This is a genomic window from Nostoc sp. 106C (assembly GCF_002154725.1).
In the GTDB taxonomy this organism is placed as follows: Bacteria; Cyanobacteriota; Cyanobacteriia; order Cyanobacteriales; family Nostocaceae; genus Aulosira.
Genome location: NZ_MTAW01000087.1, coordinates 1 through 24,953, shown reverse-complemented (window position 1 = coordinate 24,953; position 24,953 = coordinate 1). Strand labels below are relative to the sequence as shown.

The following is a 24,953-nucleotide window of genomic DNA, read 5'->3' as shown; positions in this document are numbered from 1 at the left end:
GGATAACCAACCGCTTCTTAGTAAAACAAAAATTTCAAATTTAGGCTAACACATTTTGACCAACAGCGAGGCTACCTGATGCACTAAAACCATCAGGACAGTCACTCATGTTCCAAGAAGATTTCGGGGCAGATGTTGATAACAGGCCCCAATTAAGTCTTTCACAGCCTGCAAAAAAGAAAATCAAACCCCATTTACCCTCAGAATCATTGGGTAAACGCTACGTAGAGCGTTTTTGGCATCCATTTGGGGCGATAGTTGCCCCTTCTTTAGTAGAAGGTGCAAAACCAGCATGGCGCACTATCGATTATTACCTGCAACCCTCGCAACTGTGGAAGCTGCACCAAGATAAGTCAAAATTAGTAGGTCTGCGTTTTGACAACATAACCCGTTACGGCACAATCGATTTAGACTTTTGTGGCGACTACCATAACATTGAATCTATAAATCGCATCAAAGCCGCACTAGAGGACATTGGCATAGTCGATATCGTCATTCTCCAGTCCAGCTTTAGTGGTGGTTATCACTTGATTTTAAACTTTGCATCTCCCCTGCCCACCTTTGCCATAGCCTGCGCCTTAGAAATTACCTTGAAAAATGCAGGCTTTATCCTGCGCCAAGGACACCTAGAAATCTTCCCCAACACTAAACCATATAGTGCCAAACAAATAACTAACTACAAAGCCATCCGTTGTCCCATGCAACCGGGTAGTGGGTCATTTTTACTTGATGATGACTTACAACCAATTAGCGATTCCGTTTCTATCTTCCTCGACTATTGCGATCGCGCGGCCAGTCGGCAAGATTTAACCAAATTAAAACGGGTAGCAAACAAAGCCAAAAAACAAATTGCACAGGAGAGATATCGTAAGCAAGAGTCTGCTGATGCTGCACAGTGGCGTGCCAACTGGGAAGAAATAATTGCGATCGGTTGGACGGGACAAGGACAAACAAACACCCTACTACAAATCTTTGCAGGCTATGGAATCGTCTTTCTAGACTTAAGAGGCGATAAATTAGTCGAATTTTGCCTTTCTACCGCAATTAACGCCCCTGGCTATAAGCAATATTGCCGACACCAACATGAAATCGAAGCTAGAGTACGGCATTGGGTAGAATGCACAATTCGTAATAAATGGTACAGTGCCTACGTTAGTTATCCCGAACGGCTGTTAGGTACATTCGCCAACACATTTGCAGAAGCCATAGCAATAGGTGTTGGCAGCATTGATCAACCTAAAGATAACGTAATTTCATTTGACCGTCGCCACCAACAGAACTGGGAACGCAGCCAAAAAGCCCAAAGACGAATCAAGATAGTAGTAACAGCAATAGAGTGGAATAGTGGATTACCAGCAGGGGCTACTGAACGGGCAAAAGCTATACGTGCTGAGTATAAACGCCGCTTTAACAAAACTGTCTCTCAAGAGACACTACAAAAGCACTTACATTTGTGGCATCCCACACGCTACATTTTAGACCCTTGGGCAGAAAATAGCTTAAACCCTTATCAATCAAGCGAGAACGGGCAACTTTACGAATTTCAAAGGTCGTTTGTAAAACACGATACTCAAAATCCTTGTGGAATAAGTAATTACGTTCATTCTTTCTATATGAAGGTTTTTTGTAAGTGTTTACCTCCTGCTGCTACAGCCCTCCAAGGGCTGGAGTCAGCAGAGGTAGTTGAACAACCTGATGTTTCTCAGTCAGACTCAGCTGTCATCCAGTCTGCGGAAAATCTTGAATTCATAAATTCTTCTAATACTGCTGAAACTAATTTAAATAAAACCAGCAATCAATTAGAGAATTCAGTTCATACAAATATTTTACAATCAAATCAATTCAGTTCTGATCAGGATTTTATATACCTGTGTAGCTCCGGCACGTTGTCAAAAGTTGATAATCAAAACTTATCTAACACGGAGGATAACGGGCTGGGTGTAGTTTCGATACCTGCTGCGGTTCCACTAGAACAACCACTTCAAAATGCCAACAACGGCTTGCACGGCACATCTGTTGGTGACGACACTGCTGATGTTTCCTACCGCATCGAGGAACTCAAGCGAGTGACAAAACTACGGCTAATGGCTTTAACCCAAGCTAAGGTTAAGATGCGCCAATACTGCGTAATTACGGGACATATTCTCAGCACTCAAGAACGCGATCGCTTAGAGCAACGTGCCAAAATGCAATTCTACCTCGATTCCGGTAACGAAACTCTAATTGCAGAAGCTAAGGAGTGGGCGACTGCCAATCCTGGGTGTCTACCGTTTTCCTTGGAGTTGGAAAGCGAAAAATTTTGGAAAAGATGAGGGACATCAGGCGGTAAGATATTTGGTATTTTAGATTTTAACTGCACAAAAAGAGGTGATTCAGCTTTACAGAAGTTATTATATTTGTGAGTAAAATTGGGTACAAAAATATAGAAGGAAATATGAAATATATCTTAATGGAAAAACTGTTTAATCAAGTAGTTGAACCAATCTTCCAAGCCAACAATTTAACTAAATATTCAGCACTCAAACAAAGAGAGGATGAATTTAAATCGTTGTTTAATATTGAATTAACAGAATACGTGGACTCGAAAAGAGGATTTAATTTTTCTCTATTTATCCGCGACTTTTTAAGTGAAGATTGCTTGCCGTACAGGGACGCTATTCAACAAAAATATGGAGAACTGGCAGCAGATTTGATCGGGGAATTAATTTGTATTTGAAAGCAAAAAAAGTTAGCTAGTAGTTAGAATTTATGATTATACGGTCAGCGTTCCGTGCAAATTTGAAACTATGTATTTGTATTTTCTTGACTTAATTGTTGCCCAAACTCAGATATTGAACCGATAGTTACGGCTTTTTCTAACAATTGATTCAATAACTCAATGTCATATAATTCATTTAGTTTTTCTACTAATTCGGTAGGAACATCTTTAAATCGAATTGTTAGGATTTGAGCAATATATTTCTGGGTAGCTTTTGCTATACTTATGCGTTCTATGCTTGTCATGTATGTCATTTGCTGTTCAGCCTCAAAACGCTCTAATTCGGCTTGAAAATTTAAGTCTAACTCCGGTGGTAGAGTCATTAATCTATCTAGCAACCGGAAGATTTGCTGGATTTTATCTCTACTATAGCCTAACTCATACATTCGTTTAATTAGGCTCAACTTCCACTGCAAACGGCCTGCTAAATCTTGAGTTGTCGCTTGTGTCCGCAGGTGCGCCATCACCAGTACAGCAAAAGGACTATCACTTTGTTCTAATTCTGACCAACGAGATTCATAGTCCAGTAGCTTGACAATGGGAAACTGAAGACTCAAACGACATCCCCAACGTCCATAACTATATTCTTGCGGTCGCCAATTGGCTTGATTATCTCCTAGAATTGCCAAGCTAACAACTTCTTGGTTATAACGGTCAAAGATTCTGTAGTGATAGGAAAACATCCGTTTAGGGAAGTTGGTATCTACTTGGCTTTGGATTTCCAGGTGAATCAGCAACCAAGTTTCCTTTCCATCTTTTAGCCAAACTTTGATTAGCTTATCGACAAATTGCTTACCAATTTCAGATTCTCTCATCAACTGCTGCAATTCTTGATCGAGAAAATCATAGCCTCGTTCCCAATCAATTTCTGCTTGAATCTCTGGAAAGAAGAATGCAAGAAACGCTTCAAAATATTGTTCTACACCTTCCTTCCAAGCACCATCATAATCAGCTCGTACTTCACTCATAGATTATTTTCGATCAAAATATCATAATGCCTTTCTTGAAAGTCAAGTTACTTTAAACGACATAAAATTTATGACTAATTTACATATCAACAAATGTTGGTTTAATGTGGAATTTTGTTGCTTGGCTTTTTAAGCGATAGGTTACATACTCAAAGTAGTTTATTCAAAATAAATTAGGAAAATTTTATTGAGCAATATAGTCGCTGATTTACCTATTGCATTAATTTAATTTATTGATTTTTGTTTACAAATTTAAAAATTTAAATTGACATTAACCTAACACAACAAAGTTTAGTCACTTTGTAAACAATATTATGACCCGAAAAAATAAAGAACAACCAGCCATGTCAAATAATACTTCCTCCAATACTAATGGTAAGCCTCAAAAGCGGCTGATAATTATAACAGGTGATAAAGGTGGCGTGGGTAAAAGTACCTTTGCAAGAGCAATCTTTCAACTTTATATTAATAAAAATCTACCCTGTGTTGCTTATGAAGCTGACTTAAGGAATCCTCAGATAGAAAGATATTTTCAAAAAGATTACCGCCCTATAATACGTTATATTGATATTTTTCATAGAGGTGGTGCTGACGATTTATTAATTAATTTAGATGAAAGTGATTGTCCTATCACATTATTAGACTTGCCAGCACAATCTGGAGGTTTCTTTGAAAGTTATGTCAAAGAGCTTGCATTTTTTGAAGTTTTAAAAACTGAAATTAATTGTCGAGTGACAATGGTTTCAGTGATTAGTAGAGTTCTTGACTCTATAAATGTTTTAGAAAAACTTCGTGAACTTTGTAAAGACCAAGTAGATTATATTGTTGTCAAAAATCTATTTCATGGTGAAGAAGAAAAGTTTGAGCGATATAATGACTCTTCTCTACGTCAGAATATGCTTGCAGAAGGTCTGATAGAACTTGTAATGCCAGATTTATTCTACAAGTCTTATGACTTTCTTGACCGCCATGCTTTAACATTTAATGAAGGTCAGACTCATCAAGAAACAAATATTGTAATTAAGTCAAGAATTAAATCTTGGGTTGCTGAGTTTGAAGCGCAAATTAAGCCAGCATTTAATTTATTGGGTTTTGATATACAACCAGATGACTGTTACTATCCAGCAGTTGTGGAAAAATCTAAAGAGCTTAGAGAAAACGAAGAAAAAGAAAAAGCTAAAAACCAAGATGCAAATTTACCATCTGAAGATATAGCTGCTTAATTGAATAGGTTGCTTGGTTTTTATGTTTGGAAAGCGTTTTGTAATTACATCGGGTGATGCTCGTGTGGGTAAGTCCACAGTTTCTCGGCTCTTGCTGGAATTGTACTTGAAAAGTAAATGCAATGCGCGTGTTTTCTACCACGGTTATCGTAACAAGCTATCGATGTATAAAACAAAAGGTTTTGAAATAAACCATTTGGGATTGTCTAGGGGCGATTCGGATAGATTATTACTTGACTTAGAAATGTTTCCAAATATTGATGTAGTTTTGACGGATATGCCAGGTCAAAACCACCAAGAGTTCAAGTTTTTTGATAAAGATGTTTCACTGATAGGAAATCTTAACCATCTCGGATATCGTGTTACTTTCTTGCACCCGATATCACATCGTAAAGACTGTGTTGAAGATTATCTTGAGGATTTATACGACCATTTTGGTGGTCAAGTTGACTATGTTGTTATCAAAAATTATTACTTTGGCAAGCAATTTCGATACTATGAAGGTAGTAAATTCCAAGCTAATATTAAAAAATTAAATGGCTTGGAGCTAGTTTTGGGCGGGTTGCATAACGACTTTTACCAGTTGCTTGAGGATACTGGTTTACCCTATGCTCAACTTATTGAAACTAACTCCCCTCTTAATACTATTCAGCGTTCGATAGTATTCAACTGGATGGATAATTTTAATAATTCTATTGTTTCTAATGCGATTGCTTCTAATTATTTAGGGCTGAGTAAGAACTGTACAGAACTAGCTTCTGTAGGTGCAAATTAACAAAATCCTTCCAATTTTGATGTAACTGAAGATATTGAATCTGAGGAATGGTAAGTATTAGCTTTACCAAATTGACAGTAAGATTTTAAATTAACTGTTTAAACAACCTGTCAATAACTCAGGGTTAAAGCCACTGAGCTTGTAAGAGGCAAATCTTACGTGTTTGACTAGACCATTGAGACACAGGCTGATACGTACTACTCGATGCTTCCCTAGTCGGGTTTATCTACAAACTGTTTTGTCAACAGTGTTGCGTAAAGGCAAGCCATTCTGTCTGTGTTGGTCGAGGGGACTCATAACTTTACTCAAGGATTATCTCCATGCGAGTACCAGTTTTATCGCCATCAGGAAAGCCATTAATGCCAACAAAAGCCAGTAGAGCAAGACGTTGGTTAAAGGAAGGAAAAGCGCGGGTTGTATACAACGACCTTGGTATCTTCCAAATTCAGTTAATCAGATGCCCTAGAACTACCAATACGCAACCTATAGCGGTTGGTATTGACCCAGGCAAGTTGTACACGGGTATTGGTGTACAATCTGCTAAGTTTACCTTGTGGTTGGCACATCTTCAATTGCCGTTTAAAACAGTGCGGGGACGCATGGAGCAACGCGCCATGATGCGGAGAGGTCGCAGAGGTCGTAGAATTAATCGCAGTCTGCCTTATGATCAACGCGCTCATCGGCAAAAAAGATTTGACAATCGCAGGCAGTGCAAGATACCGCCAAGTATTCGAGCAAACCGTGAACTTGAATTACGGGTACTTGGCGAACTATCGTTGATTTACCCCATTAGTGATGTCGCTTACGAAATAGTTAAAGCGCGCGGCAATAAAGGGTTCAGTCCAGTAATGGTTGGTCAGAAATGGCAACTAGAAAACGTAGAGGGGTACGGCAAGGTAAACCAGCTTCAAGGCTGGCAAACCGCAAATATCCGACAACAATTAGGGTTGCACAAACAGAAGCACTCGAAGAGTGACGCGATACCCGCAACCCATGCAGTAGACGGCGTTGCTTTAGCTTGCTCCACATTTATCCAGTACGGTATGATTGACCGTCAAACGATGGGATGGAAGGGTGAAGTGAAAATAACACCTGCGCCATTCACCGTAATTCGCCGTCCTCCAGTATCGCGCCGTCAACTTCATCTCATGGTTCCAGCCAAAAGCGGAGTGAGAAGGAAGTACGGCGGTACGATGACGCGGCATGGTTTTAGAAAAGGCGATTACGTTGAAGCTACCCAAAGTAACAAGACTTATCGCGGTTGGGTAAGTGGCGATACTGAAAAACAAGTTTCTGTATCTGACCAGAACTGGAGACGCCTTGGTCAATTCAGTAAAAACAAAATCAGGTTGATACGACGCTCAAGCGGACTAATTATCACTGCAACTAAAGTCGTTTCTCCTGTGGAGATGCTGCACGCGTCGCTTCCCTCTCAGTTTTGAAAAGCTGAGTTTCCCGCATACCGTGAGGTTTTATGACCAATATTGCAAAAGTTGTTGAAAAAGTTATTGCAGAATATTCTGAAGAAAAGAAAGCAGAGGTCACTGATTGGATACTTAAATTGGGTGTTAGACCTGATGACCCCTTATTTAACCTATACGCGGAACTAGGTACAACCCAATTTGCGTTGCAGCAACTACCTGGTAGGCTTGACTCGCTTGTGGTGGGTTGGGCTGACATGGTGGACGATAAGTTAAATAGTGCTTCTAAGGTGGCAATACAGCAACAAAAAAATGCGATCGCCCAAGCCGCTAAGGATTTAATTAAGATGACTAAGCAAGCTGGTGGTGCATTGCCTCTCTTGGGCGTAAGTAATTGGCGATTGGCACAAGTAGCGGGAGTGTTGGGTTTTGTACTGGCTTTGGGATCTGCAATTGGTGTTTTTACATACAAAACTATTGCTGAAAGTGTAACTTTTCAGCAGGCGGCTTCTGGAACTGCTATTTTACAACCCGAAGATAAAAAGCTTCTGGATTGGGCCAAATCTAATGAAGGTAAGATAGCACGTAGTATTTATGTTAGAAACGCTGCCATCATTAAAACTTGCCGTCAGCAGAAGAAGTATTCAGGTGGCTGCATAATTGCAGTTAATTAATTTTTTAGGCAACCCAGCCTTTGTATCCCTTATTACTCGTTTTAGCTGTATCCTTTTGACTATTTTGGTTAGTTTTGACTCTTGTGTGGGTTGCTTGAGTAACTTCTTCTTCAATTTTCATGTCTGCAAAGCTGAGGATTCCCAGGCGGATAGCTTCCCGGATAGCGTTTAATCTATCTTTGACTCCTAACTTGATAAATGAATTATGTAAATATGACCTGACTGTACCTTCGGAAACATACATGACATTGGCAATTTCATTATTTTTCATGCCACCAGCTGCTAATTTGAGAACTGTAATTTCTTTATTAGAAAAATCACTTAACAAATCTAGTGAATTTTTATCGGCTGTGTCATTTGACCTAAGATTATCAATTAGAATGCGATTAATAGTTGGGTCAATCCATGATTCATTATTGTATGCAGCCATTACTGCTTCAATGAATCTTTCTCCTACTTCTTCTCTGGCATTATTTTTACAGTAGTAGCAGTCTGCGCCATTACTAATTGCTGCGTTAATGGTATCTCTGCTGCTATTTGCAGTCATAATCACTATTTTAATTGACGTGTGTTTGCATTTAATTAAACTTATAACATCAGTGCCATTGATATCAGGTAAATCAATATTTATCACCACGATATCTGGCTTTTGTTGGTCAACAATTTCTATTCCTTCTTTGCCGGATTTTGCAAGGCCACATACCTGGATTTTACCAGTTTCAGATAATATCGTCGCTGCGCCAACCCTAGATATGTTCTCATTTTCAATGATGACAACATTAATAGGTTTCATATTGTATACTGTTTGGTTTAGTATTGTCCCTGATTATAATACTTATAACACTTAATTTTAACTATTAGTTAATCTTTATACTTACTATAAAATAATTACTTTATTTAAAAACTTTATTGTTGTTTGTTAAAAATTTATAAACTGATTGGGTAGTTTGTTTAGTTTCAATTAAGCAATTAGTTTAAGTAGGTCGGTGTGAAGATTTATCGTTATGACAAGCTAAAAGGCAGGATTGAAGTGAGTTGTAGGCAAATTAATTTAACTTTATATAGGTGGTTTTTCCACAGATATTATACTTACTAGATTAATTTATTGGTAAAACTAGGGTTTAATATTTTTTAGAACTTATGGATTAATAAATAATTTTTTATGAATAACAACAAACTTTTAGGATGGATAGAAAATATTGTTGTTTGGTCTTTAATAGGAATGCTATGTTTGGTCGGATTAGGTAGATTACCTATTAACCCGACGAGTTTGTTTGATTTTACTGCGTCTTTTTACTATTTTTCTGTTGCGGTTGTTATTTGCCCCAAAACTCCCTTGAGTTTTAATAACAAGCTAGTTTTGGGGTTTATAGCTTTTTCTTATGGTGTGTGCTTTGGGTTGATTTAACCTATCTCTTGAACAGCATCCTGGTTTTTGAATTGTTGCTGGTTCTGTTCGCAGCGTGCTTGTTGCTCATCGAACAGAGCCTTCAACCGTTCAAATTCATTATGGGTAAGGTTATTGATGATAATAGAGTAATTCTCTGAGCTATTATTACGAGATGCTAGGAGTGCTTCTTGGCTTGCTTCTGAATCAGGCGAATTTCTATCAAGGCTAAGAGTTTGTGAATCTTCTTCTGATTTTAGGCTTGCAGTATATGCCTCACCTTTATAAATGATACTTCCTGTCTCTTTGTCTGGTTTACCGAATATATTTAAGCAGTCTAAAATTACAGGAATAACAAATTTTTGAATTTGGAAATTAGCGATAATAGATTGTACTTTATCGTGTTGACATTCTTCTACTAGGTTGCCATTATTATCGTCATTTTTATTTGTAAAGTTTTTTAGAACATCTGGCTCAATTATATTTTCTTTCGACTGGCTTACTTCGGGTTCTAAAGATGACTCTGGACTAGCTGGATTAACAAAATTGATAGGATCAATTTCTGTGGAGCTTAACTTTACTTCCTCTTGTGCTATTTCACTGATTATATTCATTTCTGAATTTAACTTTAACATAGCCTCTTGTCGTTCCTCAGCAGTTGGAGGATTTTTTGCAGATTCTTCAAATTTCTCATCAGGTATATTAAGCTGTGCGATTAATTCTCTGAGGAGACAAGCTTGCATTGCTGGAGTTAAACCTTCTACTGGAAACTTGATTAGTTCTTTCATAGTAAAATTACCTTTCTACTAAATCTTTTTTGACATCTTTGAGTGCATTATTGATGCGATCGCTCATAACTTTAAAATCTTGTAATGTTTCATCACTAACATTACTTACTTGAGTTTTTCCTTGTTTGACATATAACAAGACATTATCGTTTTTATCTTTAACTAGATAAGTTTGGTTTTGAGTTTGAGTAGCAATCTGATATTTTTCTGTTTGGACTGACATAATGCCATTAATATCTTCTTGTCCAATTGTCTTAACTACACGTTGAGCAAGACTGGTCATCTTATTAACTTTTTCTAATTCTTTAATGTCTTGTTCCATTGCCTTAAAAGCATTCTCAAGACTAATATTCTCTTGAATGTATAAATTAGTTATCTCTTGAATTCTATTGAGATATGTGTCTGATTTACCGAGTTTTTCAGCTGCCATATACCAGTTTTGAAGATTTTGCACCGTATTAGCTTTCATCCGCTCGATAATGCTATCCATCGCTCCAACCTGCTGCATTTTGGGTTGAGCAGGTGATGCGAGTGCTTGGTCAATATTTGGTTGTTGGCTTTGTTGTGATGAAAAAATGCGCTTATCTTTAGCAATTAATGAGTTATCTGTTACTTGTATATCGACAGAAATAGTATCGCTACTAACTTTGGTGTTTTCTACAGGATTAAATACTGCGTATCCTTGGGAAGTTTGTTCTACTTTGTACCCTTTTTCTTGAAGATAATTTTGAACTAATTGGTCAGTTCCTTGTGCGTTTCCAACTAGAAAAGAGCTTTTTACTGCTATTGCCTTATCAAGTAAGGGTTTATAGTGATTTTCAAATGTTTGGGCAATTTGCTCGCTTGTTACTCCACGCCACGGCCCAGATCCAGACACCATAATGATGTCTTCTTTTGAGTAATTTCCTGTATTGGCGCGTTCCCCCCATGCTTGCTCGTAACTTCGTGTGCTTGAAGGTGTACCGGGGGGTGCAGCTGATTTACCAATAAACTGGGTAGCTATTTGGGCCATCGCAATGTCTTTTTTCATGTGTTCAGCGACGGCGGCGTTTATAGGTTCGAGTTGAGACAGTGGATTTGTGGGCCGCAGAGCAGTCTGTTGGGACTTGTCCTGCTGGGTTTGTACTGTAGTTTGTTGTGATTTTGCAACTACATATATATACGCTTCGCTAAGGGCTTGAATAAATGCGGATTCTTTACCCTTTCCTTGCCACTGTTGATCCTGGGCATTAGTAATGCTTGTACAGTTCTCTAACCAATTGACTCCTCCACGTTTGGCGATCGCCTCAGTTAGCCGGGGGTGTTGTTCGAGTTTAGCCTGAAGCACTTCTACCATTAGCTGGTATTCATCAACTGATGGATGTAACTGCTTTTGGTGATTAAATGCGTGTTCGGCGGATGCGTATGCTACCCCTTGAGGTTTTTGGACATGGGTTTCTATTCCATACTGCCCGGCGGGGGCTTCTGGATTATTTTTGACTGAAACTTGGTAATCGTTTTGCAGCTTGCCTTGTTCTTTGGCAAGTGCAGTGGCAAGGCTGAGTGCTACTCCCAGCCCATCTTTAGAGTCGGGGCTGATATTTACTGGTGTTGCAGGTTGTTTTTGGATGGTTGGGAACGGAACAATTTTGCCATTGACATAATCTCCTAGCGGCTCCATGAATAAGCCATATACCTGACTCTTACTCGCTTGAGTTTGGGTAAGTTCTTTTGGTGAATGCTTCTCCCATCTCGCCCAGGCTTGCTGGTAACTTGGGTCTTGAATCATTTGGGTGGTAATTTCGTATTGTTTACCTACCCGAAAAGCAACTTGCTCGCCGTTTTTACCTTGGGCGATCGCAATATCTCCCTCATTGATACCATAAGTTTTTTGGTAGTCTACACCTCTAGTAGTGTGTATCCTACCGTGTCCGCGCATAGCATCGATGGTTGTATCAACTGGTACTGCCGCAGCTTCGCCGTGCAGATGCAGCGAATATACCATTGGTACTGGTTTGCCAGATATAGTCGGTTTATCTGGAATTTGAGGATTAGCAGCGCGTGCCGCAGTGGAATTGCCAATGGCGATAATTTCTTCGACAGTTGGTTGGTTTGAAGGGTGTGAGGGTATGTTTTGGGTGAATTCTCTGAGGCTGGGATAACTGCGCTCTACTTTAATTTCTCCCCCTGGTGTCCACTCGTTAGCTCTGATGGTGAGGTCGCTGTTGCTTTGGACTACCGCACGCGGAGGTTGATTTGAGGTGAGGAAGTTCTCAAATTTTTGGCGAACGCTGTTTTCTCTGCCCAGATCATTTTTAATTGACCAGATGTTGATAGACCATCTGCCAGCCTCAGTATTCAGTGCAGCGTGTTCGTTCTTGCAGTTGAAGCGGGTTACTGTACCTGACTCAAGTTTAAACTCTTGGTATGGTGCGTCCTGATTCTCTTCCCTAGTCCATGCCATTCGTTCCTTAGCAGCGCGATAGCCCCAGTCAGAATTTCCGATATTAATGTTGCGGGCTTCCGTCGCGGCGTAGGAGTCATCGCGGTGATAGTTTATGCCAGCACCGGGGTTCTCGGAATAAGTTACCAGCACAATATCAGCGTCAGGATATACTTGTTTGACAAGTTCCATCAAAGAGTCGTCCTGCACCCCTGGCTTAAAGTCTTTATCCTTCAAATCCCATTTTGCACCGACCCAGGCAACTTGTCTCAGTGGTGCATAGTTGGATTTGTCATTTTCAAGTATGGGTTTGAGGTGGGTTTCAAGATGCGATCGCAGCTGGTCTACTTTTTTCTCGCTTACCTTACCCAATATTTCGATAGCTTTAGTTGGATCGGCTTGACGCGAGTTGGGTAGTAATATTGGTTGATTCTTAGCTTCTGATTGTGTATTATTTACTACTTGTATCTCACCCGCGTTTTGATAGACTTGTGAAATTCCTGCAACTGTGACGTTAGTATTCAATTGAATATTAGTTATATTCTTTTCTGATAAAGCTTTAGCAGGAACAATTGGTACTGGAGAATCTTCTTGATTGAGTTCTTTTGGACGGTTAGGAAGTGCTTGTAGAGCTTTTTTGTACTCACTATTTTCTGGAATTTGGTTTAATTTTAAAAGACTACCTTCAGTTGCAACTTTTTGATTTAACTCTGCACTAAGCTGTTCGTAGCGGTCAAATCCATCAATTTCACCAATATTAATAGCTTCTCCCAGTAAACTCTTAAATTCTTCATTTATTTTCTCACTAATTTCATTTTTATTAAAAATAAATGTAGCTGTGTTACTCTCAATAAAATAATCGTTTTCAGTAGATTTTGATTTTAACCAAGTGACTACAGCGATCGCGTCTTGTGCGGGAACTACTAACCCAATAGCTTCTTTAGTTTCTAAGAGCGATCCATCGGGCGAACTATATTGTTGATTTGGATTATAAAAATATACAGTTTGTTGGGCAATAATTGGAGTGGGTTGTGAGGGTATATCTGCACTTTTGATATGACCACCAGCACGGTTAATAAAGGTTTGTCTTAATTCGCTGCTGATAGTAGTTTCATCAAGTACGAATACAGTCATTCCTTTTTTAGCTTCTAACTGAGCTTGTGATACAGGAAGCTGTTCGTATGATACTCCTACTTTTTCAAGATACTTTTTAGTTTTTTCGGTTATATTTTCATCAACTGCTAATCCTAAAAGCCCTACTAATTTTTGTTCTTTATCTTGGAAAATGATTGTAGGGCGTTCGTTAATTTTACTTAGTATTTAGTTGCGTTTTTCTTGTTGCTCTTCTCTGACAGGCTTTTCATTACTTATAAGCTGACTGCGTTTAACCCATTTGTCGGGATATTGTACTGTTTCTGGATTAATAATTATTTTACAGGTACTTTCATTACTGGTAATCTGTACAGGGATAGTGGTTCGTTGTTGGTTTGGGCGAATAATGCCCGTATCAATTAATTTTTGTACAGTGCTACTTTCTTTCCTTTGCCACTGTTTTTGTATATTCCCTTTATTTAAATCAGCTTCGAGACGTTCATTATGCTGACCAATAATACCGAGTGATTGGCCGCCAATTTTAGCAATATAAACGTGCTTTTTATCAAATGCCCTGACTAAAGTTTCTTGAAATGCTTGGTTGTTAATCTCCTGTTTCTTGTATTTTGGATTCGTAATATTAATTCGTAACAGATAGCTCTGAGATGTTTCTGCTATAGCATAGGCATTTTGTCCAGTGATAATAGTTTGAATTTTAAGATGTAACTGTTGCCCATTCCCAGGCTTTTCCGCTAGCCAGCCTTGGGCAATACCTTCTTTGATTGATTCTTTATCAATATTGCCTAGTTTTTCAGGTTTATTACCATTTTGAAGATAGATAGTATAGTCTTCCCGAATCAGGTCAACCTTTTCGATTGTTAACATTGCAGGTTCATTATTAAACCTTTGGGAATTTCCAAACTTATTAACTTCGCCTACTTTGAAAGTGAGTTCTGGTAATCCGGGTACTTTGGTTGTAACAGAGGTGGTGTATACTTCACCTTTTTCAACACTGCCAATAGCAATAGTACCAATTGGTAGCCGGGCATTACTTTGTTCAATATTTCCGAATGATTTGTAATTACCCTCTTGATTCTGGATTTCAATTACACTTTTTCCATCTTCAGCTAGATTAAATCGAATACTCTGAGGTTGCTTTTCATTAATAAATTCACTATCCCGGTCAAATCCAGTGATACTAAACTTGGTAAACTTGAGTGTATCTAACTGACTAATAATCTCTTGAGGAAAGGCAGCAAAGGCGAAATTAGAAACTTTATTTTGGCGATCGCTACTTTTATCATTACTATTCTCACGAGTAGTTGATACTGCCCAGGTGGCAGCTGCCATTGTTAGCTTTTGGTCTTCTGGAATCGAATTATAAAATTCCTCTGCTATCTGGTAAGCTTTTTGGTAAAGAAGTTTAATTTGACCTTCGCTTAATTCAGGCTGGAACAATATTTTGTTAGATTTTACTTCTTGCCCAAGTGTAATTCCTATTTCTTCGAGTTTATTTTCTTGCTCCCTTGCCAGTGTTCCTAATTTTCTAAACTTGGGTTTACCATTCTCAGTTTCATCGTTAATTTGAGCATAAACTAAATATTTATGCGGGTGGTTATTGTTGCGCTTATCTTCGGATATTTCTGATACTTTTATCGTAACTGTGTTAGCTTTCCAGATAAATTCATTATCATACTGTAGAAGATTAGTTATACTTACTTGATTACCATTAGCAAGGGTAATATTTGCAGATGGCCCTTTTTCAGTTTCTTTTTGTTTAGATAGCTCACTTGCTCGGTTGAATGATTTGTCGAATTCTTTTTTGATGAGGGTAGCTCTTAATCGCTGTTCGTGAGAAAATTCAACCCCTTTAAATAAAGCTTGAAATTGAACGATTTCACGCGATTCGAGGCGAGCTTTTTCAAAATACTGATTGGTTTGAGCAATTAGTAACTCAACAGGTGAGTATCCCGTCGGTTGAATTATATTGTCAATATAGACATCTTTCTTCTTATCCTTAATATAGTTGACTTCACGGTGAAGAATCCGACTATTATTGCGAATAATTTCAATTTCAGGTTTTTTGGCACTCTTAAAAAGGTCAACTGCAATTTGATTTTGAAATGCTGCCTCGGCAATCATTTCACGGTACATTTGGGTATTAATGTTCATCGCCACTAGTGTATTGGCGGGTTCTTGTCGAACAGTTTTGATGAACTCTTCCATGTAACTACGATACTTGCTCGGAATCTCCTTCCCTTCAATACCCTTGGATTTTGCCCAGGCTTCTGTTTTGAATAAATCTTCGTAGTGTTTGGCTACCTGCTGTACGTACTCAATTGAGTCTTTCTCGCTACCAAAGTTTTTCAGAATCGTAATTTCAGACTCTAAAGCCTCGATTGAGGTAAGGTGATTGTTGATAACACCCACACTAATGCCATCGCTCATGTGGATGGCGATTTCCTCAAATTCTGGCTGGCTGCCATCTTCTTGATAAAAAGATTGTTTTTTAAGTTTGACAGTTGGAGCGTAGGCGTTTTCAGGAAGGTTACGCTCCTTTGCTTCGGTGGTGAGGTTGGGATACTTGGTTGCCCGCTCGAAGCCGATACAATCACCATCGTAATCGCGTGCCTGGCGCTCTTGTTCGGACTCTTGAGGCAGAATCTCTAATTCATAACCAGCTGATTTTAGCTCTAAAATATACTGATTAAATTTGTTAGTAAACTCGATTTTATCTTGAGTTTCGAGCTTACTGATACTTTGATTTAAGTAGTTTTCAATACCTTCTAACTGGATATTTTTTCCTTGAGCTTCTGGCAGGATAGATTTAATTTGCTCATTGAGGCGGTTGTAAATGCGATCGCTTGTTTCATCCGAGACAGCGATCGCACCAGCGAGAGGTTGGCCATCAGGCCCCAGGATATCTTCTACAATTTTGTTAGTTGAGACGCACAGACCATTTGAGTTGAGGAAAGGGGAGCGGAAGTTGAGAACTTCTTCCCCGTCTTGATAATGCGGTATGGAAATTTCCCCATTTTGCAGGTCTTTGGAGGGGATGACCATTGCTCGCTCAAACGTTAACGTCTTGCCGATGGCGATTTCTTTCCACTCGTTCTGGACGAACCGGGCGAGTTCGCGCTGTACTTTCTCAGTTTCGAGAAGTTGTCCCTCTCCTTGCAGGTCAGCTTTGATAAGTTTGTAAATAAACGAGTCAGTAGCAATGCGATCGTGCAAAGTTTCTAATTCTTCTGCTACTGTTGGATCTTCTGTTGCTTGTTCTTCTAGTGTGGTTGCTTGTTCTTCTAAAAAAGCTTTCCGTTTCTCGTACTTTTCGCAGTAAAGTTGTGCAAGCTGCCGAGGATCATCCTGTGCTTCTTTAAGCTTTTTGGCTTCAAGTTCTAGCTGTTCAGTAAAGTCTTTCAGTCCGTTAGGGAATGAAGCGAGTAACTGCGATATAGCTGTCTTGCCGAGTTCAGATTGTGATTTTTCACCTAGCCAGATATTTTGTCGGTACAATCCAGGTTGAATTTGAGGCTTAGTCGGGCCATTAGGATTGTCTTTATCAGTTCCCTTGAACGCAGATAAGGGAAGAATTAGATCGATTTTAGTTGAGTTATTCGAGTTTTGATAATTGAGGATTTGCTCAAGGTTAGCAGGGCGTAGTGTACCTTTACCAAAACGGTATTTCCGATCATCTCCGTCTCGATCAGTCCAACCGAAGCGGTGCTGAATTACTCGATATTTATCACCTTTTTGATGCTTAGTTAATTCATGATACAGGTCTTTTGATATCTGTCCGTAACAGTCTCCTGTTAACCGATATGCTTGGTCATTACTGATAATACCGCCATTTTCACCATTATTATCATCAACTATTAGGATGTTTAACTCTTTATTGACAGCATTTCTACATGAACCAAGAAAGATAGACCCGTAAGCACCTCTATCTTTGTTATCAGGGCATAATTGCCTAATTGTATCTAGACATTCTTCGAGGCCATATAACAATCGAGTTTTTGACGATAGTAATAATTTATGACCTTCAGGGTGATTAATTAATTCTTCCACAGTAGACTTTTCGTCCATATGCCCGAACGAAAAGTTTACACTAGGAAAGAAATATTCTAGTAGAGTATTATTAAGTTCTTCTTTTAACAGCGAATCTGGATTATTTGTATTACCATCTGTATGAATCCATTGATTTAATCTAGTGTCAAAATGTTTAGCTTGAATTGTCATATATAAACAATTAAACTTATAAAATTCAATATAAATTTTTGCTTTTTGGCACTAAAATACCCGTAGAGTTTAATTTTACTTTCTTTTTATCGGTAATCTATTCAACAAATTTCTAATTTCTATCTACAAAATAAATATAACTTTTTATACATTAAAATATAATTTTTACTTGAAAAATAGTTTTTAAAGACTTAGTTTAGTCTAGCCTCAAAATTTAAGCAGTAAAAAAATATACAAAACTTTTGATTGTTTATTGCTTAACTCTGAATCAGTAGTAATATTTTTTATGTTTGCCATTGTGGTTATGTTTGCAGTTGAGGTAGAAAGGAACTGGTTGAAATTGACAATGCGTAGGCTTTATCTGAAATAAGCATTCAAGCCATTGATATATTAGAGGCTCTCCGCTCTGGGCAAATTGAATATACCAAAGTAAGAGAGATAGATAAGGTTTCATCAGATTCTGAACGCATGGAGCTTTGAGAAGCTACAATCGAGCATTCATTATCATTAAGCCAAATTCGAGAGCAAGTAAAAGCCTTACAACCGCCTACTGAAAGTGGAGATTTGCAAAAACTTTTAGACAAGACTTACAAAAAAGTCAAAAAGGCTAAGGTGTGGTCTAATCCTGATAAACAAGAAAAGTTGAAATCTTTGCTGGCAGAACTAGACCCGTCCAAAATATAATCTAGGCACAAAAAAGTGGTAGAAAGTAAAATTGGAAGTCTACCACTCTGATTTAAAATGTGTATTGTCTTCGATTATATCCAAAAATACCCATCGAGAACAAAACAGATTTTGGGCATTAGTCACGAACAGTTTCAAGCGTTACTTCAATTAGCTTTAAAAGAACATATAAAAATCCAGAAGGAAAAAGAAAAGCAAAAAATCAGGATTAATTATCCTGGGGGAGGACGGCAAGAAATATTATCAACTTCCGAGCAAATATGTCTATGCCTATTTTATTTAAGACAGATACCAACCTTTGAAATACTAGGGATGTTGTTTGGTGTATCTAAAAGTGAAGCCCATGTTACTTTTCATTACTGGAGAAAAATCATCCGCAGAATTCTGCCATCAAGTTTACTAGAACAGATGGAGGGTCAAGAAGGAGATTTTCTGATTGTACAAGAAATATTGACGAATTTTCAACTCTTAGTTGATAGCCTAGAACAGCCTATCGATAGACCATCTGACAAGGAAGAACAAAAAAAGTTTTATTCAGGAAAGAAAAAACAACATACTTTAAAAAGTCAATTAGTAGGTCTGCCAAATGGCAAAGATATTATTGATGTAGCAGTAGGATTTCCTGGTCCAACATCAGACATCAATTTATTTAGGGAACAACAGAAAAAATTTGATTCTGAACAAAAATTCTCAGGAGATAAAGGATATCAAGGTGGTCAAAATATTACGACTCCTCATAAGAAAAAAAGAAAACAGCAACTAACCGAGCAACAAAAAACAGAAAATAAAATTCTCTCAAGTAAACGTATATTTATAGAACATTTAATCAGGCTCGTGAGAATTTTTAAAATAACTTCACAAAGGTTTGGGCTGCACTCAAATATCTATAAAGAAATAATTTTAACAGTTTGCGGGTTGGTGAGGCTACGAATTAGTACTTTAGTTTTAACGAGGTAATTATCATTAATAACAATTACCGATTGCCTTGAATGCATAACTTCATTTTTCGGCTCTAAACTATCACTAACGATATCAAACCCTCATTGTTACGTTTAAAGAGAATCTGCAAGGATTGGTCTCAAAGCCATGTAAATATTGGCTTGCAAGTTTTAGGACGGGTCTACTGCAAGGGCTGCTAAGTACAGAAGATTGATGTTATCAGCAAGAAACTGGGACGCTCTTTTGTTTAACAATCACGTCAGTTTAATTTGATATGAAGTTTACTTTTGACTAGTATTGAAAGTATTAATTTGTTCACTAAATTTCTTTGCTAGCACCCTAAAACTTGAGTAATCGTTATAGTGCATTAAAAGCTATAGCGTAAGTAAAAATACTTATGAGGGTTACTGTATACTAATTAAACTTTTTTTATCTTTGAAGCAAGATTAAAGCATTTTATATTAACGGTTATTAAAATTTAATCTTAGCCATCAATTAAGTTTCTTAACCTCTGTATGGAATTTAAGACTAGGTAGAATGGCAACAGATTTTATTACGTTTTTTGAACTTAATTGACAAAAATAGCTAACTTTGTTGTTAAATAAACTACTATAATTTGGATTTATAGTAACAGATATTATTAGCTTGTCACAAGGCTTATATAGGCTGAATTACAAGCAATCGTATCGGGAGAAAATCTGTAATTTTTCGCAACCCCTCAATTGATTTAACAACTAGGCTGAGTTGGGCTTTTAGCAATTTACAGATTTGAGAACTGTAATAAATTCGGGCTATACAAGCTAAATTTTTCATGGCTAAATATGTCTGAGTTGCCTTTTTAGGCTAAAACTTGCACAGCACTGCTCCAATGAGGTATTTATGAGTGGTAAATCAGGTGTCTCAAGCCAAGTTATCTCCTTGCCTAAAGGAGGTGGATCGCTTCACGGCATGAAAGAAAAGTTTTCACCTGATTTGCACATAGGGACTAGCAACTTTACCGTTCCTATCGCCCTTCCGCCAGGGCGCAATGGATTTCAACCTCAACTGAACCTGCTTTATACCGGAAACGGAAATAGGGCGTGTGAAGATGATTTTGGGCAGTCCCAGCGTCAAACTCAAATTGCTTGCCCTCGTGGTTGGTGATCGCGAGGCGATACTCCGGCTGAAGCTTATTTGGCGACGCGCAGCCGTATGGTTGTTGATCTGAAATTGTTGTACTCCTTAATTTGTTGCTTCCTGGAGTTTTACAGATGCCTATTAAATCTCCCCTCGCGTGGCAAAATGGTAAAGTGTACCTGTTTCAGGGAACGAATTACATCCGATACGATTTCCAGTCGGGTGCGTTGGGCCAAGCTGCGCTACCAATCGCTCCAACTAATTGGCCTGGTTTGCGTGCCACTGCCCCCGATGTAGCAATCAATTGGGGTTTTGGGAAGGTTTACTTGTTCTATGGCGATGAGTATGTGAAATTTGATATCGGACTAAATAAGGTCGAGCCTGAGTACTTACCGCCAAATCCACCGACAAAAATTGCAGGTAGATGGCCAGGTTTACCTAATGATTGGACTACGACAAAAATTGATGCTGCGGTGAACTGGGGGAATGGTAAAGTTTACTTCTTTCGCGGTCCTGAGTATCTGCGGTACGATATTACGTTTGATCGGGCAGATCCTGACTATCCCAAAGCCATTGCTTCTAACTGGAATGGTGTTTGGCCTGCCGACCTTGATGGGGTTCTCTATCAAGGTGGAACGAAAGCTTACTTTTTTAAGGGTGATGAGTACCGACGCTACGATCTGGAAAGCGATCGCGTGGATGAGAGCGGGTTGATAAGCCAGTTAGTACTCGATCTTGTGCCGTCAGGGATATGGACGGCTGCTCGTGATTTGACAGTGAATCAAGCCAACTCGGTGATGGGGTATCTGATTGAGAATGGCAAGTCTACACTCAGTGCTACGCAGACTCCCTATGTGGGAAGTTGGAAAACAGGTATTACGTCTCCTAGTCCAACGACAAGGGTTGTAGTTAAGCGAGCCAATATTAATGGCATCAATTTTATTTATAAGGATGATGCTACTGCCGTCCTAATTAACAATGTGGACCAACGGATGCTGATTGCACTTTATCGATTGGCTCGTTGGGTAAATGCCTCAAAGCCCGATATACAGGCAATTCGACATCTTGGTATTGGTAGTGAGAGTGATCCACCAACAGATTCTCACAATCAAGGTCGGGCGATCGATTTTTCTGGTATTGATGGGACTGTTGATGGGGTCTTGTTTGAGCGGAAAGTTGTTCGTGATTGGGGTAATAAGCCTGTCATATCTGGTGTCTCTTTATGGTTAGATCCTGTTGCAGACCCCCTTGCTTATAGTTTATTTCAGACGGTGTTTCGGTTTGGAACTTTTGAATGTGAGTGTAATGGCATTGGTTCGGCAAATCGATGTCCGCCGAAAGATATCGGCGATGTTGGTGGGTTCGTGATTCATCCAGATTATATTGATGTGCTGGGAGACAATCTAAGATCGCACCATCAAGATCACATTCATATGCAAGTCGGAGCTACAAGGATTTAATGTTTAGCGAATTTTAAGCTCGATCAAAGCCAATTTTAAAGCCAATAATAGTTGATAGAGAAACAATACGAAGATGTCAGACCTTATAATATTCCCGCACTGCGATCTTCATGTAGTTAGAAATATCGATCCAACTAAACAATTGAAGATTACAGTTTATCAAAGACAAATTGCCCAAAATAAATTAAGCTACGATCTGAATGATGTTACAAATCAGTGTATTTTTACATACTTCTCTCCCTATAATTCTGTTGGCTCTAGGCTGAATAGTGTTGTTAATATTGCCTCCAATGGCTTAATTACTCCAACAGATTTAGGCATTACTTTTATTCATATAAGTGTCAACTCTTTATACATTGTTGCAAGAATTCAAGTACACGATCGCCTTGAAGGTTGGTGGTTTGGTACACCAGGTTTAACCGTTCCCAAAGACGATCAAATCCCCCATACACAAGTCACGATTTACGCTCAGTTTAGCGACGATCCTCCTATTGCTGCGGTTGGCGGTAAGTGCGATCGCGTGGGTGACATTACAGGACATGGTTATGTCGATTTGACCTCCAGTGACCCCTCCACACTGCTTATAGATAATAGTAAAGACTATCGATTAAGAGGGGTAAAAGAAGGCGATGTTAGTCTTACAGGAAGTTTTCGAGGAGGATCGCAAACGATCCCGGCCAAAGTTGTAGATTATGGTAAACAACGAAATCTTGAACGAGTTAGATACAAAGGAAATGCCACAGAGAAGCACAACATTTTATTTTTGCCAGAAGGATTTACCAACGCTGATAAGAGTAAATTTGATGAGATTGTAACCGAAGCCACCAACAAATTGTTTGATGCCAAACGCCATAGCCCTTACAACTTACTTAAAGAGAGTTTTAATGTTTGGAAAATTTTTGAACCTTCCCAACAGCAGGCAGTCACTTGTGGGTTTAAAGTCAATGATGAAGACATTTCCTTTAATTCGCAATCGGTGTTACAAAAGGGTTTTCCAATTCCTTACAATGGCGAATTACCAGGAGAGCAACCATCAACCAACTATACGGTAGAAGTTTTGGTGGAGGTAGTCGGTCTTCCCTTACGCGGTGAATCACGCTCTCCCGCAGCCCTTAGAACATTATGGGCGAGCCAGTTGCTTCCCGATCCCTTCGCTCCTGACGATCTGACAAAGAATCTCGATCCATCTAAGGCAACGGATAAGGTAATTGAGGTTTGGAAGAAGCAAACTTCCCTTGGAATCTTAGAAGAACGCAATACCTTCTTTGGTCTTTATTTAGGCTCTCGATATGCTGATACGGAACGATTGAGTGTACGTGGAGATGGAACCTTTACCCCACCTTCAGCCGATAATGTCTCTAATCAAAGCCTTCATGAACTGATTAGGAGAATCTATGGCTGGTTTAAAGCAGAGCCGTCACGTAACCTAACGCCCGATCCACGGAAACACCCTCCCGAGCTTCACCAGTACAATCAGAAAAACTTAGGTAATAGCATTTTGAAATATATTGGTGCCCTTCGTGATGCTAATGCGGTAGCTGCTAGCGTTGGTCAAGAATGGTTGCCAGATTCAACTGGGAATCGATTTATCAAAAGCAGGGGTTTGATCGCCATTATTACCAACGATGGAATGATTGGAGGAACTAACTTTAATCAGCGGACGATGACAGCAAACTCTGTCGATCAAGGAACAGCATTAGCCTTTCAACCTCAATTCACGCCAACCAAGAAGATTATGCAGAGAATGCCAAATCCAGGAAAAAATTTGAGTAATATTATTGATACTATTGCTCATGAATTTGGACATTCCTTTAATCTAGCCGATGAGTATGAAGACTTTGTAGGCGATCAACCGGATACATACTCTGATTATGATAACGCTACCACTTTAAGTCAGATCAATCTTGACAGTAACTATAAAGATAAATTAAACCGTCGGATAGATATTGCTAAAATCAAATGGTTCGACCTGCTAAGGGTACAGACATCTAGTATTTTGATTAGAGATGCTAAAGTAAGTGGCAACACAATAACTGTTTATATCGAGAAAAATAAACTGGGTGGCTGGCGAGTTGCGAAAGAACTTAATTTCAAAGCTGCTCTGAGAGACATGACTCCAAGCAGTTCAGGGATTCAACTCCCCCTCCAAAAAGACAATGCTCATTATCTTCTCGATCTCGATATTATTGAACCAATTAATGGAGTAGATGAAACTACAGGCATTGTTACACTAATTAGCCGAAATCAAACTCCTCAGCAAAATACCTTTAAAAAGGGTACATTAGTATTTGTTCCGTTTAAAGATGCATCGGGAAATTACAAATCCATAGTAGAAAAAGAAGTTAGGCAACAACTTAGCATTACTCATCTCCCTTTAAATGAAGATACTAATGTTTCAATTGTTAACAAAGATGTAGATTATCCAGTTAGCATTCCTGACTTTAAACCTCCCTGTAAATCCTATAGATTGCTAGGAATTTATGAGGGCGCACAAACATTTACTGGGAAGGTCTACCGTGCTGCTGGTCAATGTAAGATGAGGTCATCTGGTGAGAGTTCAGCACGAGAAGGAGAGTTTTGTTTTCTCTGTAAGTATCTCATTGTTAACCGAGTGAATGCTAACTTACTGGATTTATTAGATGAAGAATATCCCGAAAATAAAACTTTTAGATCACCCCCAGGAAACCCCGTCTAAAATATTATGGATACCTTTCAAAATATACTCGTCGAAATTGGCAGGGCATTGCTACCTCTCAAAAATGCCTTAATTTCTGAAGAAAATTTTTATTCCTTTGTACTCGATCTTGGATGGGAAACGGAAAGTATTCCACAACCGCTACAAAGTCTGAGTAGTAGATTAGATATTTTATTCTTAGAACTGCAAGCAATCTTGGGCGATGGAATTAGTCTTGATGGTTCCTTAACGATTCAGCCTGATTCTGTCAGTGGTAGTGGGGTGCATCCCAGTTTTTATTCTCCTGAAATAGATAAATAAATCATGAGAAAT

15 protein-coding genes and 1 pseudogene are annotated in these 24,953 nt (G+C 38.7%); 12 read left to right on the top strand and 4 right to left on the bottom strand.

The genetic code is table 11. The annotated features are described in order from the left end of the window. Nucleotides 1-107: 107 nt before the first annotated feature. Together BV375_RS09590 and BV375_RS09585 are read left to right on the top strand one after the other, a co-directional pair. Nucleotides 108-2,312: a hypothetical protein gene (locus tag BV375_RS09590; protein WP_086759808.1), complete on the top strand. Its 2,205-nt coding sequence runs from the start codon at nucleotides 108-110 to the stop codon at nucleotides 2,310-2,312. Between the two features lie 86 nt (nucleotides 2,313-2,398). Next, the gene (locus BV375_RS09585; RefSeq protein ID WP_243713891.1) at nucleotides 2,399-2,716 is read left to right on the top strand and encodes a hypothetical protein; all 318 of its coding nucleotides are present in this window, start codon (nucleotides 2,399-2,401) and stop codon (nucleotides 2,714-2,716) included. 68 nt (nucleotides 2,717-2,784) lie between these two features. On the opposite strand, the gene BV375_RS09580 is transcribed toward BV375_RS09585, so the two are convergent. Beyond that, nucleotides 2,785-3,726 carry an Rpn family recombination-promoting nuclease/putative transposase gene (locus tag BV375_RS09580; protein ID WP_086759806.1) on the bottom strand — a complete coding sequence of 314 codons (942 nt, stop codon included), beginning with the start codon at nucleotides 3,724-3,726 and terminating at the stop codon, nucleotides 2,785-2,787. A 314-nt stretch (nucleotides 3,727-4,040) separates the two neighbouring features. Here BV375_RS09580 and BV375_RS09575 point away from each other — a divergent pair, with 314 nt between their 5' ends. The 4 genes from BV375_RS09575 to BV375_RS09560 all read left to right on the top strand — a co-directional run bounded on the left by BV375_RS09575 (nucleotide 4,041) and on the right by BV375_RS09560 (nucleotide 7,819). After that, complete coding sequence (locus tag BV375_RS09575) at nucleotides 4,041-4,949, top strand: chromosome partitioning protein ParA (protein WP_086759804.1); 909 nt, start codon at nucleotides 4,041-4,043, stop codon at nucleotides 4,947-4,949. Between the two features lie 22 nt (nucleotides 4,950-4,971). Then, complete coding sequence (locus BV375_RS09570; RefSeq protein WP_086759802.1) at nucleotides 4,972-5,724, top strand: hypothetical protein; 753 nt, start codon at nucleotides 4,972-4,974, stop codon at nucleotides 5,722-5,724. A gap of 320 nt (nucleotides 5,725-6,044) precedes the next feature. Beyond that, nucleotides 6,045-7,166, top strand: coding sequence for an RRXRR domain-containing protein (locus tag BV375_RS09565; protein WP_086759800.1), 1,122 nt, complete (start codon nucleotides 6,045-6,047; stop codon nucleotides 7,164-7,166). Nucleotides 7,167-7,198: 32 nt separating this feature from the next. Beyond that, a complete protein-coding gene (locus tag BV375_RS09560) occupies nucleotides 7,199-7,819 on the top strand; it encodes a DUF6753 family protein (RefSeq protein ID WP_086759798.1) in 621 nt (206 codons plus the stop codon). Between the two features lie 4 nt (nucleotides 7,820-7,823). Here the strand turns inward: BV375_RS09560 and BV375_RS09555 are convergent, their stop codons facing one another. Continuing rightward, the gene (locus BV375_RS09555; RefSeq protein ID WP_086759796.1) at nucleotides 7,824-8,612 is read right to left on the bottom strand and encodes a response regulator transcription factor; all 789 of its coding nucleotides are present in this window, start codon (nucleotides 8,610-8,612) and stop codon (nucleotides 7,824-7,826) included. A gap of 369 nt (nucleotides 8,613-8,981) precedes the next feature. On the opposite strand from BV375_RS09555, the gene BV375_RS09550 reads away from it, so the two are divergent. Continuing rightward, the gene (locus BV375_RS09550; RefSeq protein ID WP_086759794.1) at nucleotides 8,982-9,227 is read left to right on the top strand and encodes a hypothetical protein; all 246 of its coding nucleotides are present in this window, start codon (nucleotides 8,982-8,984) and stop codon (nucleotides 9,225-9,227) included. On the opposite strand, the gene BV375_RS09545 is transcribed toward BV375_RS09550, so the two are convergent. Then, nucleotides 9,224-9,994 carry a hypothetical protein gene (locus BV375_RS09545; protein WP_086759792.1) on the bottom strand — a complete coding sequence of 257 codons (771 nt, stop codon included), beginning with the start codon at nucleotides 9,992-9,994 and terminating at the stop codon, nucleotides 9,224-9,226. The two genes, BV375_RS09550 and BV375_RS09545, sit on opposite strands and share 4 nt — an antisense overlap. Before the next feature lie 7 nt (nucleotides 9,995-10,001). Further along, nucleotides 10,002-17,747: pseudogene (locus tag BV375_RS09540) on the bottom strand (hypothetical protein). A 795-nt stretch (nucleotides 17,748-18,542) separates the two neighbouring features. Between BV375_RS09540 and BV375_RS09530 the strand changes: the two are divergent. The 5 genes from BV375_RS09530 to BV375_RS09510 all read left to right on the top strand — a co-directional run bounded on the left by BV375_RS09530 (nucleotide 18,543) and on the right by BV375_RS09510 (nucleotide 24,941). Further along, nucleotides 18,543-19,388, top strand: a complete 846-nt coding sequence (locus tag BV375_RS09530; protein ID WP_243713890.1) for a transposase — start codon at nucleotides 18,543-18,545, stop codon at nucleotides 19,386-19,388. Between the two features lie 861 nt (nucleotides 19,389-20,249). Further along, entirely contained in the window at nucleotides 20,250-20,513 is a 264-nt protein-coding gene (locus BV375_RS09525; RefSeq protein ID WP_086759788.1) for a hypothetical protein, read from the top strand. Between the two features lie 107 nt (nucleotides 20,514-20,620). Beyond that, entirely contained in the window at nucleotides 20,621-21,946 is a 1,326-nt protein-coding gene (locus BV375_RS09520) for a hemopexin repeat-containing protein (RefSeq protein WP_086759786.1), read from the top strand. Nucleotides 21,947-22,019: 73 nt separating this feature from the next. Further along, nucleotides 22,020-24,641 carry a M64 family metallopeptidase gene (locus BV375_RS09515; protein ID WP_086759784.1) on the top strand — a complete coding sequence of 874 codons (2,622 nt, stop codon included), beginning with the start codon at nucleotides 22,020-22,022 and terminating at the stop codon, nucleotides 24,639-24,641. A 6-nt stretch (nucleotides 24,642-24,647) separates the two neighbouring features. Continuing rightward, nucleotides 24,648-24,941 (top strand): hypothetical protein, encoded by a 294-nt coding sequence (locus tag BV375_RS09510; protein ID WP_086759783.1) that lies wholly within the window; start codon nucleotides 24,648-24,650, stop codon nucleotides 24,939-24,941. Nucleotides 24,942-24,953: the final 12 nt, after the last annotated feature.

What these genes read in the sequence shown, in the direction of transcription:
- BV375_RS09590 (WP_086759808.1), top strand. Translation starts at nt 108, where the DNA reads ATGTTCCAAGAAGATTTCGGGGCAGATGTTGATAACAGGCCCCAATTA.
- BV375_RS09580 (WP_086759806.1), bottom strand. Translation starts at nt 3,726, where the DNA reads ATGAGTGAAGTACGAGCTGATTATGATGGTGCTTGGAAGGAAGGTGTA.
- BV375_RS09575 (WP_086759804.1), top strand. Translation starts at nt 4,041, where the DNA reads ATGACCCGAAAAAATAAAGAACAACCAGCCATGTCAAATAATACTTCC.
- BV375_RS09570 (WP_086759802.1), top strand. Translation starts at nt 4,972, where the DNA reads ATGTTTGGAAAGCGTTTTGTAATTACATCGGGTGATGCTCGTGTGGGT.
- BV375_RS09565 (WP_086759800.1), top strand. Translation starts at nt 6,045, where the DNA reads ATGCGAGTACCAGTTTTATCGCCATCAGGAAAGCCATTAATGCCAACA.
- BV375_RS09560 (WP_086759798.1), top strand. Translation starts at nt 7,199, where the DNA reads ATGACCAATATTGCAAAAGTTGTTGAAAAAGTTATTGCAGAATATTCT.
- BV375_RS09555 (WP_086759796.1), bottom strand. Translation starts at nt 8,612, where the DNA reads ATGAAACCTATTAATGTTGTCATCATTGAAAATGAGAACATATCTAGG.
- BV375_RS09550 (WP_086759794.1), top strand. Translation starts at nt 8,982, where the DNA reads ATGAATAACAACAAACTTTTAGGATGGATAGAAAATATTGTTGTTTGG.
- BV375_RS09545 (WP_086759792.1), bottom strand. Translation starts at nt 9,994, where the DNA reads ATGAAAGAACTAATCAAGTTTCCAGTAGAAGGTTTAACTCCAGCAATG.
- BV375_RS09525 (WP_086759788.1), top strand. Translation starts at nt 20,250, where the DNA reads ATGAGTGGTAAATCAGGTGTCTCAAGCCAAGTTATCTCCTTGCCTAAA.
- BV375_RS09520 (WP_086759786.1), top strand. Translation starts at nt 20,621, where the DNA reads ATGCCTATTAAATCTCCCCTCGCGTGGCAAAATGGTAAAGTGTACCTG.
- BV375_RS09515 (WP_086759784.1), top strand. Translation starts at nt 22,020, where the DNA reads ATGTCAGACCTTATAATATTCCCGCACTGCGATCTTCATGTAGTTAGA.
- BV375_RS09510 (WP_086759783.1), top strand. Translation starts at nt 24,648, where the DNA reads ATGGATACCTTTCAAAATATACTCGTCGAAATTGGCAGGGCATTGCTA.